Origin of the sequence: Pseudomonas sp. DNDY-54, from assembly GCF_019880365.1 — a bacterium.
Classification (GTDB): Bacteria; Pseudomonadota; Gammaproteobacteria; order Pseudomonadales; family Pseudomonadaceae; genus Stutzerimonas; species Stutzerimonas stutzeri_P.
Genome location: NZ_CP082271.1, coordinates 4,177,897 through 4,191,026, shown reverse-complemented (window position 1 = coordinate 4,191,026; position 13,130 = coordinate 4,177,897). Strand labels below are relative to the sequence as shown.

10 protein-coding genes are annotated in these 13,130 nt (G+C 63.7%); 6 read left to right on the top strand and 4 right to left on the bottom strand.

Features of this window, described 5'->3' with window-relative positions:
• Window positions 1-66: 66 nt before the first annotated feature.
• Both argE and argA read left to right on the top strand, forming a co-directional pair.
• Window positions 67-1,224 carry an acetylornithine deacetylase gene (argE, locus tag K4O48_RS19415; protein WP_222909985.1) on the top strand — a complete coding sequence of 386 codons (1,158 nt, stop codon included), beginning with the start codon at window positions 67-69 and terminating at the stop codon, window positions 1,222-1,224.
• 106 nt (window positions 1,225-1,330) lie between these two features.
• Complete coding sequence (argA, locus tag K4O48_RS19410) at window positions 1,331-2,632, top strand: amino-acid N-acetyltransferase (RefSeq protein WP_222909982.1); 1,302 nt, start codon at window positions 1,331-1,333, stop codon at window positions 2,630-2,632.
• Between the two features lie 33 nt (window positions 2,633-2,665).
• Here argA and K4O48_RS19405 read toward each other — a convergent pair whose 3' ends face one another.
• The 4 genes from K4O48_RS19405 to K4O48_RS19390 form a co-directional block, all read right to left on the bottom strand.
• Entirely contained in the window at window positions 2,666-4,417 is a 1,752-nt protein-coding gene (locus tag K4O48_RS19405) for a CocE/NonD family hydrolase (protein ID WP_260523671.1), read from the bottom strand.
• A gap of 231 nt (window positions 4,418-4,648) precedes the next feature.
• Complete coding sequence (gshA, locus tag K4O48_RS19400; protein WP_222909980.1) at window positions 4,649-6,226, bottom strand: glutamate--cysteine ligase; 1,578 nt, start codon at window positions 6,224-6,226, stop codon at window positions 4,649-4,651.
• Window positions 6,227-6,356: 130 nt separating this feature from the next.
• On the bottom strand, window positions 6,357-6,743 hold the full coding sequence (locus K4O48_RS19395) for a PaaI family thioesterase (protein ID WP_222909979.1): 387 nt from the start codon (window positions 6,741-6,743) through the stop codon (window positions 6,357-6,359).
• A 1-nt stretch (window position 6,744) separates the two neighbouring features.
• Window positions 6,745-9,066: a Tex family protein gene (locus K4O48_RS19390; protein WP_222909977.1), complete on the bottom strand. Its 2,322-nt coding sequence runs from the start codon at window positions 9,064-9,066 to the stop codon at window positions 6,745-6,747.
• A gap of 230 nt (window positions 9,067-9,296) precedes the next feature.
• On the opposite strand from K4O48_RS19390, the gene ompR reads away from it, so the two are divergent.
• The 4 genes from ompR (at window position 9,297) to K4O48_RS19370 (ending at window position 13,124) form a co-directional block, all read left to right on the top strand.
• Complete coding sequence (gene ompR, locus K4O48_RS19385) at window positions 9,297-10,031, top strand: two-component system response regulator OmpR (RefSeq protein WP_045423341.1); 735 nt, start codon at window positions 9,297-9,299, stop codon at window positions 10,029-10,031.
• A 232-nt stretch (window positions 10,032-10,263) separates the two neighbouring features.
• Complete coding sequence (locus K4O48_RS19380; protein ID WP_222909976.1) at window positions 10,264-11,595, top strand: ATP-binding protein; 1,332 nt, start codon at window positions 10,264-10,266, stop codon at window positions 11,593-11,595.
• A gap of 264 nt (window positions 11,596-11,859) precedes the next feature.
• Window positions 11,860-12,036 (top strand): hypothetical protein, encoded by a 177-nt coding sequence (locus tag K4O48_RS19375; RefSeq protein WP_222912181.1) that lies wholly within the window; start codon window positions 11,860-11,862, stop codon window positions 12,034-12,036.
• A 131-nt stretch (window positions 12,037-12,167) separates the two neighbouring features.
• Entirely contained in the window at window positions 12,168-13,124 is a 957-nt protein-coding gene (locus K4O48_RS19370) for an EscD/YscD/HrpQ family type III secretion system periplasmic domain-containing protein (RefSeq protein WP_222909974.1), read from the top strand.
• Window positions 13,125-13,130 lie beyond the last annotated feature (6 nt).

The window sequence follows — 13,130 nt, the reverse complement described above, 5'->3', positions numbered from 1 at the left end:
AAGGCTGCGGCGATGCGTTTCATGTTTCACTGAGGGCATTCGTTTCCGTCTTTCAGGAGGCTGCCGGTGCCCATCCCCTCGCTCAAAGACCAGTTTGCCGCCCTTGTTGCCGCGCCGTCGGTGAGTTGCACCCAGGCACATTGGGACCAGACCAATCGGCCGGTCATCGACCTGCTCGCCGGGTGGCTGGGCGACCTGGGGTTCGCCTGTGAGACACAGGAAATCTCGCCCGGAAAATTCAACCTGCTCGCCAGCCACGGCAGCGGTCCGGGTGGCCTGGTGCTGGCCGGCCATAGCGACACCGTCCCCTTCGACGCCGAACTGTGGTCGTCCGACCCGTTACGGCTGCGCGAGGCCGATGACCGCTGGTATGGCCTCGGTAGCTGTGACATGAAGGGCTTCTTCGCGTTGATCATCGAAGCTGTGTTGCCCTTGCTCGACCAGCCGTTCAAACAGCCGCTGCTGATACTCGCCACCTGCGACGAGGAAAGCTCGATGTCGGGTGCGCGTGCGCTGGCCGAGGCAGGACGGCCGCTGGGGCGCGCGGCGGTGATCGGTGAGCCGACAGGGCTACGGCCGGTGCGTCTGCACAAGGGCATCATGATGGAAGGCATCGAGATTCACGGGCAGAGCGGGCATTCATCCAATCCCGCCTTTGGCCACAGTGCGCTGGAAGCCATGCACGACGTCATGGGTGAGCTGATTGCGCTGCGGCGCGAATGGCAGCGGCAGTACAACAATCCGCTGTTCGACGTGCCGCAGCCGACACTCAATCTGGGCTGTATTCATGGCGGCGACAATCCCAACCGGATCTGCGGCCAGTGCTCGCTGGAGTACGACCTGCGGCCGCTGCCGGGCATGGATCCGGAACAGCTGCGCGAGGCCATCAGTCAGCGGTTGCGCCCGGTAGCTGACAGGCACGGGGTGAAGATCGACCTAACGCCGTTGTTTCCCAGCGTACCGGCGTTCGATCAGCCCGCTGAGGGTGAACTGGTCAAGCTGGCCGAGCGCCTCACCGGACACGACGCCGAAGCAGTGGCCTTCTCCACTGAAGCGCCTTATCTTCAACAGCTCGGCTGCGAGACGCTGGTGCTCGGTCCGGGCGACATCGCTTGCGCGCACCAACCGAACGAATACCTGGATCTCGACCGAATCGAACCCACTGTGAGGCTGCTACGCCAGATGATCGAACACTATTGCCTTCAACCGGCGAACCGAGGATAGGGGCAGATTCGGCGATCCCCATCGCAGCATGAATTTGCTCCCTGCATCGACTCACTCGACCCGTCTTGCGGACTGAAAAAAGCGGTTATCTGAAGGCTTTCTGCACATGCACAACTACGTTAGCTGGCTTCGCGACTCCTCTCCTTATATCAACGCTCACCGTGACCGCACGTTTGTCGTCATGCTGCCGGGTGACGCGCTGGAGCACCCGAACTTCGCCAATATCGTCCATGACCTGGTGCTGTTGCACAGCCTCGGGGTTCGGCTGGTACTGGTGTTCGGCTCGCGTCCACAAATTGAAGCGCGGCTGGCCGCACGCGGCATCCAACCGCGCTTTCACCGCGACCTGCGTATCACCGATTCGGCCACACTGGAGTGTGTGATCGACGCCGTTGGCCACATGCGCATCGCCCTAGAGGCGCGGCTGTCGATGGACCTGGCCGCCTCGCCGATGCAGGGCGCCCGCTTGCGCGTGGCCAGTGGCAACTTTGTCACGGCGCGGCCGATCGGCGTACTCGATGGCGTGGACTTTCACCACACCGGCGAGGTGCGCCGGGTCGACCGCAAGGGCATCGGCCGTCTGCTCGACGAACGCACCATCGTGCTGCTCTCGCCGCTGGGTTATTCGCCCACCGGGGAGATCTTCAACATCGCCTGTGAAGACATCGCCACTCGCGCGGCGGTCGATCTGCAGGCTGACAAGCTGGTGCTCTATGGGGCTGAGCGCGGGTTGCGCGACGAGCTGGGCAAACTGGTGCGCGAACTGCGTCCGCCGCAGATCCCGGCCTATCTCGAACGACTGGTCGGCAGCTATCAGGCCGAGCTGCTGGACGCGGCTGCGCAAGCCTGCAAGGGCGGCGTGCGGCGCAGCCACGTGATCAGTTATGCCGAGGACGGCTCGTTGCTCAATGAGCTGTTCACCCGCGACGGCGGCGACGGCACCCTGGTGACGCAGGAGCAGTTCGAGCAGCTGCGTGAAGCGACCATCGAAGATGTCGGCGGGCTGATCGACCTGATCACTCCGCTGGAAGAGCAGGGCATTCTGGTGCGACGTTCGCGTGAGGTGCTGGAGCGCGAAGTGGAGCAGTTCAGCATTGTCGAGCGCGATGGGCTGATCATTGCCTGCGCCGCGCTCTACCCCATTGCCGATTCCGATGCGGGCGAGCTGGCCTGTCTGGCGGTCAATCCCGAATACCGCCACGGCGGTCGCGGTGATGAACTGCTCGAGCGCATTGAAGCCCGCGCCCGCAAGCTCGGGTTGAAAACGCTGTTCGTGCTTACCACGCGTACGGCGCACTGGTTCCGCGAGCGCGGTTTCGAGCCGAGCGGCGTTGAGCGACTGCCGGCGGCAAGGGCTTCGTTCTACAACTTTCAGCGCAACTCGAAGATTTTCGAGAAAGCGTTGTGACGCTAAATGGCGGGCGCAACGCCCGCCATCGGCTCAATGCAACGGCAGCTGGACGGTACCGCGCACGTTGACCGCGCTTGGTAGCCTGGAAAAGCTCAGGGTGTACTGCGGGTGGAAGCCATAGAGCATCAGACCGACCTCGTCGCCGTGCTGCAACTGGGTGCTGATGCCAATCAGCTCCGTGCTGTGTGTTCCGACGCCCCGCAGCGGCAGGATCTGATCCTGCAGCAGCTCGCTGCGGCCGGTGGCCATACGCTTGACGCCGAGACCGACGAACACCCGCGGATCAAGGGCCGCTTCACCCTCGAGCGTCAGATCGGCCAGCGGTAGGCCGGCCAGCGTCTGCACACCACTGGCGCGGTACAGCGGCACAAAGCGCGGCGCGCTACCCAGTTCGGCGATCAGCTCAGGCGGCAGCGCCGTCACTAACTCATTGAGCAGTGCAGTCATCTGTTCCGGGTTGCCTTTGCCGAGGCCGCTCAACGCACCGAGCAGGATGCGCACACTGCTGGCAGACAGGCGGCTCAGTGTTTCAGAGAGCCTTGCCGGCTCCAGCTTCAACAGCAGATTCAACACCAAATCGAGGGACGGTGGGCCGACCAGCAGGTCGCCGCTGTTCACATTCACTTGCAAACCACCGCGCGGCATCTGATCGGCGACGATGCCGTGCTGTTCGCTCTGCGTCACGCAGACCCGTGGCATGTCGATGCGCCGCTGGAGCTTGCGAAGCTTGCCGTCGAGGAAGTTGTAGGCCAGGTCGGCGATCCGGTAGTTGCTCGCGCCGCACTGCACGTCAGCGTCTACCGAACCGAGTGCGCCCTGCTGCATGCCGGGCAGCAGATGACCGCCGGTGGAAACCAGCAAGTAGGCGTCGTTGCCGGCTTGGCGCAGGCATTGGTAGTTCCAGGCGGCCTCGTTCGTGTTGAACAGGGTGTCATTGGCGCCCTGGATAAAGAACGCATCGACCCGTGGCGCTTGGCCGTCCGGGCCGCAAAAGGCGCCCAGGCCATTGCCGGCGAGGCGCTGCGTCGCCTCGTCGCTGACATTGCCAGACAGCGACTGCGCATAGGCTTCGGTAATCCACGGGGCCTGGTCGTTCAGCGCCAGTCCGCTGAGCAGCGTGAGCCACAAGGTTTTCGGCACGCCATTGGGGGTCAGGCTGTACGACAGGTCATGCCAGGTAATCATCGGCACGAGCGCATCGAAGCGCGGATCGATGCTGGCGCCGATGAGCTGGAAGCCCCCGCCATAGCTCAGGCCGATACCGCCCACCAGCGGATCGCCGCGCAGATAAGCCAGATGCGGGGTGAGGGTGCCTTCGGCCCAGTCCAGCAAGGTCTGAATGTCACGGCCTTCGATCGCTGGGTCCTGGACGTTGGCCTTGCCTCCGCTGTCGCCGAAGCCGCGCTGATCGAAGGTCAATACGAAGTAGCCTGATTCCCAGGCGCGCCGCGCAGCGGCGGTGAGCGAGTCGCTCTCGTTGAGCGCCGTGGAGCGGCTTCCGCCCCAGCCATGGCTGTACATCAACAGCGGCGCAGCCTGACCTTCGGCCAATGCCGGCTGGAACACTGTGACTGCGATGGGCGTGCCGTCGAACGACGTAAGCGTGAGGTCATAGCGCAGTTGCGCCAATGCGGGTCCGCCGCCGCTGATGGCACCGGCGACCGGGGACGGTGCCGCAATGGCGCTGTTGGTCAGGACAACCAATGCGAACAGCAAGCCGATCGTGGTCGCCGTTGCCAGCGTACCTCTGCGGGCGGATATCAGCATGTCGAGCAAAGACATCGTGCACCTCTCTTTTTATTGTTCTGGTGCCCATCACAGGCGGTCGGAAGCGGCCGCACGGGAGGGACAGAATTTTAGAGAGGTGCACCCCGCGAAGATTTCCCGGCCCGAACGGATTTGCCGAGCAACGGCGCTGTTGGCAAGAGGGTAGAGCGGCTATGACGCGCTATAAATATCAGTGATATCAACCACTGCCGTCGTTTCGTCATGGGTAACGAAACGACGGCTGGTTCAGGCGGTGAGGCTGCGCTGGTATTCGGCGACGAAGCTGTCGAAGTCCAATTCATCGCCGGCTTCCATCACGGCCTGCTGTTCCAGGGATTCGCGCGCAGCCTGGTCAAAGTAGCGGAGGTCGGTGTCCGGCAGTGGTTGTTCGCGGAAATAAGCGGCGTGGCGGCGCGTCTGGCGTAGCGCGAATTCACCGAAACTTTCGCGGTTGCTCTGCAGTTCGTGGAGGACTCGCGCCGAAGGGGTCAGGCTGCTGTCGTCGACCTTCGCTTGCTGGGCGGCTAGGGCGCGGGCGTGATGCTCGCCGCCGTGGCTTTGGTCCAGCAATGCCGCAACCTTGCTGATCTCACCGATGACTTCATTGGCCCAGGCCTGCAGCGAGAGGCTTTCACCACAGCGCCGCAGCTCCAGGCCCGGTTTGCGGCCTTCCTTGACCACCCTGAGAAAGTTGTCGTTGCTGGCACTGCATTCGCCTTCGGCCAGACAGGGGCTTTGCTGCAGTGCACAAAACAGCAGGAAGGCATCGAGGAAGCGCGCCTCGTCGAGGTCGATGCCCAGTGGCAGGAAGGGGTTGATGTCCAGGCAGCGCACTTCGATGTACTGAATCCCGCGCGCCCGCAGGGCATGCAGCGGCCGCTCGCCAGTGGCCGTGACCCGCTTGGGACGAATGTTCGAGTAGTACTCGTTCTCGATCTGCAACACGTTGGTATTGAGCTGCTGCCAATTGCCGTCGGCATCCTTGGTCCCCAACGCCGCGTACTCGGGGTAGGGGGTCGAAACGGCTTTGTGCAGGCTGCTGGTGTAGCTCGGCAGATCGTCATAGCAAGGCGTCAGGCCGGCCTGGGCATTGCTCTGGTAGCCCAGATCGCTCATGCGCAGGCTGGTGGCGTAGGGCAGGTAAAGGGTGTCGTCGTCGAGCTGCTGGAGCTGGTGCGAACGGCCGCGCATGAAACTCGCATCCAGCGCCGGCGAGGCGCCAAAGAGGTACATCAGCAGCCAGCTGTAGCGGCGGAAGTTGCGGATCAGTGCGATATAGCGCGAGGACTGGTAATCCTGCTGCGAGCGGTCATCGCCTTCGTCGGCTTGCAGCACTGACCATAACGCCTCGGGCAGCGAGAAGTTGTAGTGAATGCCGGCGATGCATTGCATGGTCTTGCCGTAGCGCAATGCCAGCCCTTGGCGATAGACGTACTTGAGACGGCCGATGTTGGAGCTGCCGTACTCGGCGATGGGAATCTGCGACTCGTCCGGCAGGTGGCCGGGCATCGACGGGCTCCAGAGCAGCTCATCGCCGAGCTTGCTGTAGGTGTAGCGATGGATCGCGTCCAGCTCGGTCAGCGTTTTTTGCGGATCGGTTTCGGTGCCGGTGATGAACTCTAGCAGCGCTTCGGAATAGTCCGTGGTGATCTTCGGATGCGTCAGTGCCGAGCCCAGTGCGCGGGGATGCGGCGTCAACGCCAGTTGGCCCTGGCCATCGACTCGCAGGCATTCGCGCTCGATCCCATGCAGGCATTGCGAGAGCAGCGACAGGTTTTGATGCTCGGCCAGCAACGCCAGGCGGTGGGAGAGAAGATCGCTCAATTGGGAATTCCTTCACGCGTCAGTCGGCACAATATGGGGGTGGATCGCACGCTCTACAAGAGGCCGTCAGCGTTGGACCCCGCACTGCTGCAGGGCGTTTCCAGCGAACCCTCAGCTGCGGCGCAATGCCTCACAAGACCGAGAAGGTCGCCTGCGCCTTGGCGACCAGTTTCTCGCCTTGATGGACTTCGGCTTCGAGCACCTGAGTGCGCCGGCCGCCGTGCACCACCCAGGCGCGACAGGTCAGCTCGCCTTCGGTCACCGGGCGAATGTAATTGACCTTGCATTCCAGGGTGACGCTGTTGGGCTCGCCGCCGTTGAGGCTGTGGCTCGCCTGGCCCATCGCGGTGTCGATCAGCGAGAACAGCGCGCCGCCGTGCAGTTTGCCGTGCAGGTTGCGCAAGCCGTCGTGCATCTCCAGGCGCAGCACCGCTTCGCCATTCTCGGCCTTGACGATTTCAAGACCCAGCAGACGCCCGAAGGCGCTGCTGCTCCCCACTGCTTCGACTTCCCGCACCTTATTTCCTCAGGTTCTTGGCGTTGGCGAACAGCGCGGCCATGGCGTTGTTGGCCGGAGCCGGTTTGGCCTCTGGCTTGGCCGCCTTGCGCTCGCCACGGCCCTGGCCGCTGCGGTTGTTGCCACCGCCGCGCATGCCGTCCGCCTTTTCGCCTGGGGTATCGCTCATGCGCATGGACAATCCGACACGCTGGCGTGGGATATCCACTTCCATGACCTTGACCTTGACGATGTCGCCGGCCTTGACCACTTCGTAGGGATCCTTGACGAACTTCTCGGACAGCGCCGAGATGTGTACCAGGCCGTCCTGATGTACGCCGATGTCGACGAAGGCACCGAAGTTGGTCACGTTGGTGACCACACCTTCGAGCACCATCCCGGGTGTCAGGTCGCTGAGCTTCTCGACACCGTCCTGGAACTCCGCGGTCTTGAACTCGGGGCGCGGATCGCGGCCGGGCTTTTCCAGCTCCTGCAGGATGTCGCTGACGGTGACCAGGCCGAAACTTTCATCAGTGAACTGCTTGGGGTCCAGGCGCTTGAGGAACGCCGAGTCACCGATCAGTGAGCGGATGTCGCGCCCGGTGTCCTGGGCGATGCGTTTGACTAATGGATAGGTTTCCGGGTGAACGGCCGAGGCGTCCAGCGGGTTCTCGCCATTCATCACGCGCAGGAAGCCGGCCGCCTGTTCGAAGGTCTTGTCGCCCAGACGTGGCACCTTCTTCAACTCGTTGCGTGCCTTGAACGCGCCGTTGGCGTCACGGTAGGCGACGATGTTCTGCGCCAGGGTGGTGTTCAGGCCAGAAATCCGCGCCAGCAGCGCCACCGAAGCCGTATTGACGTCGACGCCGACGGCGTTCACGCAGTCTTCCACCACGGCATCCAGCGAGCGCGCCAATTTGAGCTGGGACACATCGTGCTGGTACTGGCCCACGCCGATGGCTTTCGGTTCGATCTTCACCAGTTCGGCGAGCGGGTCTTGTAGGCGCCGCGCGATGGATACGGCGCCGCGGATCGAGACGTCCAGATCCGGAAATTCCTTGGCGGCCAGTTCCGAGGCCGAGTACACCGAAGCGCCGGCCTCGGAGACCATCACCTTGGTCAGCTTGAGGCCCGGCACCTGCTTGATCAGGTCGGCGGCGAGCCGGTCACTTTCACGGCTGGCGGTGCCGTTGCCGATGGCGATCAGGTCGACGCTGTGTTTGGCGCAGAGCTTGGCCAGCACGGCCAGGGTGCCGTCCCAGTCGTTGCGCGGCGCGTGTGGGTAGACCGTAGCGGTGTCCAGCAGCTTGCCGGTGGCATCGACCACGGCCACCTTGCAGCCGGTGCGCAAACCCGGATCGAGCCCCAGCGTGGCACGCGGACCGGCCGGCGCGGCCAGCAGCAGATCATGCATGTTGCGGGCGAAGACGCCGATGGCATCGTCTTCGGCCTTGTCGCGCAGTTCGCCGAGCAGGTCGGTTTCCAGGTGGGTGTAGAGCTTCACTTTCCAGGTCCAGCGCACCACATCGCCGAGCCACTTGTCCGCTGCTCGCCCGCGGTTGGAGATACCGAAGCGCTCGCCGATCATCACTTCGCCGGGGTGCATGGTCCCGGGCGCCTCGTCGCCGACCTTCAGGCTGACGCTGAGCACGCCTTCGTTGCGCCCGCGAAAGATCGCCAGCGCACGGTGTGACGGCGCGCTCTTGAGCGGTTCGTCGTGTTCGAAATAGTCGCTGAACTTGGCGCCTTCGTTTTCTTTGCCGGGCACCACGCGCGCGCTCAGCGTGGCGTTGTGGGTGAGGAAGTCGCGCAGCTTGGCCAGCAAATTGGCGTCTTCGGCGAAGCGCTCCATCAGGATGTACTTGGCGCCTTCGAGCACCGCCTTGGTATCGGCGAAGCCCTTCTCGGCATCGACGAAGCGTGCGGCCTCGCTTTCGGGATTGAGCTCAGGATCGGCAAAAATCGCGTCGGCCAACTCGCCGAGGCCGGCTTCCAGGGCGATCTGGCCCTTGGTGCGGCGCTTCTGCTTATAAGGCAGGTAAAGGTCTTCGAGGCGGGTCTTGGTGTCGGCGAGGTCGATTTCACGCTTGAGCTCGGGCGCGAGCTTGCCCTGTTCCTCGATGCTGGCAAGGATCGAGGCGCGACGGTCGTCCAGCTCGCGCATGTAGCGCAGGCGCTCCTCGAGCAGGCGCAGCTGGGTGTCGTCGAGGCTGCCGGTGACTTCCTTGCGGTATCGGGCGATGAAGGGGACGGTGGAGCCTTCGTCAAGCAGCGCCACGGTGGCGGCGACCTGTTGCGGGCGCACGCCCAATTCAGCGGCAATGCGGGAGTTGATGCTGTCCATGAACCTACCTGGGTCAGTCAAACCATGCAGGCCGTGCCTGCGCGAAAGGGCGCGATTATAAGGGCAGCGGCCGGCTTGAGGCGGGCAGTCGGACGAAAAAGCCAGTGGTGGGTACGCCGACTCATTCCTTTGGCTCTCGGCTTCCCCCCGCAAAATCTGCTAACAATGGCTGTCAGTTGCGTTTACAACACTGCGCGCATAATGCGCCGTCGATCATTCCGGGAGTTCTCATGAGCAGCACTGCACCCGCCAGCGAAGGCGAAAAGATCCTGATTGTTGACGATGACGCCCGCCTGCGGCGTCTGCTCGAGCGGTTTCTTGATGAGCAGGGCTATCGCGTACGGACCGTGGAAAGTGCCGAGCAGATGGACCGTCTGCTCAGCCGCGAGCTGTTCCATCTGGTCGTGCTGGACCTGATGATGCCGGGCGAGGATGGCCTGTCCGCCTGCAACCGGTTGCGCACCGGTGGCAACCAGATCCCGATCATCATGCTCACCGCCAAGGGCGACGAGGCCAGTCGCATTCAGGGGTTGGAGCAGGGCGCCGACGATTACCTGGCCAAGCCCTTCAATCCACGCGAGCTGCTGGCACGTATCCGTGCGGTCCTGCGCCGCCAGGCGCCACAGGTACCGGGCGCGCCGGGCAGCGAAGACGAGACGGTGACCTTTGGTGACTACGAGCTGTTCCTCGGCACCCGCGAGCTGAAGAAGGGCGATCAGGTGCACATGCTGACCACCGGTGAATTCGCTGTGCTCAAGGCGCTGGTGCAGCACGCCCGCGAGCCGCTGACGCGCGACAAGCTGATGAACCTGGCCCGTGGGCGCGAGTGGGACGCGCTGGAGCGTTCCATCGACGTGCAGATTTCCCGCCTGCGACGCCTGATCGAGCCTGACCCGTCCAAACCGCGTTACATCCAGACGGTTTGGGGCGTGGGTTATGTGTTCGTGCCTGATGGAAACAAATAGCCGCCGGCACATGCGCGCGGCGCTGAGCCGGATTGGGGTGCGGTGCTTGTCTCGGTCTGTATCACTGGGTGGCTCACGGATCTCGTCGTTTTTCCCCAGCGTCGTAGGGTGGGCTTCAGCCCACCACGATTCGGTTGGCTAAGCGGCGCAGCGCCCGACCCAGCCTGCACGCGGCAGCCCCTCATCGCTGTGCTTGTTCGCACAGCCTCCTGCGGTCTACATCGGCTTGTTTATGAAAACCCCGCTCTGGTTCCCGCAAAGCTTCTTCGCCCGCACCCTGTGGATGGTGCTGATCGTCGTGCTCTTCTCCAAGGTACTGATGCTCGTGTACCTGATGATGAACGAGGACGTCATGGTCGATCGTCAATACAGCCACGGTGCGGCACTGACCTTGCGTGCCTACTGGGCCGCCGACGACCAGAACCGCGAACGGATTGCCGAGGCCGCCGGCCTGCAGCGGGTTGCTGTCGAGGACGTACCGCCCAGCGAGTACCACTGGCCGTACACCGAGATCTTCCAGCGGCAGATGCAGACGGAGCTTGGCGCCGGCACGGAGGTCCGTGTACGTATCCAGCCACAGACAGCCATCTGGGTACGGGCGCCCGAATTAGGCCCGGATTGGTTACAGGTCCCGCTCTACGCCTACCCGTTGCGCGGCCAGCGCATCTGGAGCGTGCTGGGCTGGTTCCTCGGGATCGGCCTGCTGTCGACTGCGGCGGCCTGGATTTTTGTCAGTCAGCTCAACCTGCCGCTCAAACGTCTGGTCTATGCGGCGCGGCAGATCGGCAAGGGACGCAGCGTGCGGCTGCCCATCAGCGATACGCCGAGTGAAATGACCGAGGTGTATCGCGCGTTCAATCAGATGGCCGAAGACGTCGAGCAGGCTGGCCGCGAGCGCGAGCTGATGCTTGCCGGCGTGTCTCATGACTTGCGCACGCCGCTGACGCGCCTGCGTCTGTCGCTGGAACTGATGACCAGTGAAGCCGAGCTCACTGAGGATATGGTTCGCGATATCGAGGACATGAACGCGATCCTCGACCAGTTTCTCGCGTTCGTGCGCGACGGCAGTGACGAGCCGGTGGAGAGCGTCGACCTGGGCGAGCTGGTGCGTGAGGTGGTCGCACCCTACAACCAGTACGGTGAGACGGTGCGTTTGTGTGTTGAACCGATGCCGCAACTTGCCCTGCGCCGGGTGTCGGTCAAGCGCCTATTGGTCAACCTGATCGAGAACGCTCTGCGCTACGGTGGCCACGGCGTAGAGGTCGCGGCCCATGTCTCCGGAGACAGCAGCGCGCCCTACGTGGTGCTGAGCGTGCTGGATCGGGGCGCGGGGATCGATCCGAGCGAGTTAGGCGAAATCTTTAACCCCTTCATTCGCGGCGACCGGGCTCGTGGGGGGCAGGGCGCCGGACTCGGGCTGGCCATCGTCAAGCGCATCGCCTCCCAGCACGGCGGCATCGTCGAGCTGCGCAACCGCGAAGGCGGCGGCCTTGAAGCCCGCGTCAGCCTGCCCCTCGGATTGCTGCTGCCGCGGGATGCGGCCCAGGGCGCGCCGTCCGCCTGAGGCGCACCGGCGCCTGCAAACAGTCGCAATTCCAAACAAGCCCGCGGCACCCTTGGCGCAACGGTCGCGTCCCGGTGCGCTAAAGGCACTTACGGTGAAAAGGCGTGAAGTGCAGGCTTAACAACGTTTAACAACACGCCATTCGATACGGCTCCTAGGATGAACGCGCTGAACAACGACCGGCTTGCCGCCCGTTTCTTCAGCATGGCGATGGTCGCTACGGCGTCGCCGCCCCTACCTGTAACCCACAGTGGAGCCATCCCAATGTCAGCTGAAACCTTGAACAAAACGCCAGACCTCAACTCCGAGGGCACCGACAGCTCGATCCAGCAGATGGAACAGGCGTTCGATTTCGCCATCGCCAAGTCAGCGCAGATCACGGCGTTGACGACCATGAAGAAAGCCGAGCTCGACGCGACCAAGCAGCGTCCGCAGAACTGATTCGGCTGCAAAGGCGGCGTCTCTCGTCGCCGTCTTTGCCATCTTCAGCAATCAGGCACCCATGACGTGCCAATACCTCTTTCCGTTCAGCACCAACCGGTGCAGGTCGTTGGGTGATCGCGATGACAGCCATGGCTTCCTGTTCGTCCGCGTCGAATCAGGCGCTGCCTACCCTCACGGTGACGGCCGGCCTGCATTGCGGCGTATCCCTGGAGCTGGACGAACCCATCTGCAGCATCGGCTCGGGCGCTTCGGCAGGCCTGGTGCTCGGTGACGCAGGCATTGCCGACGAACACCTCAGGCTGCGCCTGGCGGATCGCCTGCTTTTTATCGAGGCCATTGGTGGCGCGGTCACGGTAGCCGAGGCTGGCCGTGAAACGCTTGTCAGCCGTGGCCACGGTTACCGGGCCCGCTTCCCGGTAGACATTCTGCTAGGGCAGGCGCGTATCCGCCTGGCCGAACCCGCCTCCACAGCGACCGCCCGCACGCCGGTGTGGTACGGCAAGCCGCAATGGCTGCTGGCTGCCGTGTTCATGCTGATCTGCGCCGGTGCGGTGGCGATGCTGCAGGAGCGTCCAGCGTTCGAGGCGCAGGACCCGCAACACATCGCGGGTGCCGTATCGGTTGAACAACAGCCGGAAACGTCCATCGGCGACATCCGCACCGAGCTGGCGCTGCTGGCCGAGGAGCTCGGTCTGGATGCAGTGGAAATTTCCATCCGCGATGGACAGCTCGTCGCCAGCGGACGCTATGCAGCAGGTCAAACTTCCGACTGGGTGGCGCTGCAGCGGCACTTTGATCGCCAGTACGCCAGTCGTTTCCTGCTGCATCGCCAAGCGACGCTCGCGGAGGCCGAGACGCAACCGCAGGTCAGTTTTCAGGCCATCTGGTTCGGTGACGAGCCCTATCTGATCGACGCCTCTGGCAAGCGCCTGATACCAGGCGCCGCAACCCGCGATGGCTGGTTGATCGAGCGAATCGAAAGCGATCAGGTCGTCCTGGCGCGCGGCGAACAGCGCTTTGCCTTCACCCTGGACGACAAGGCAGCGGTCGCCGTGCCGGCAGACACCCGTGCGGCGGAAGGCTGACCGGAC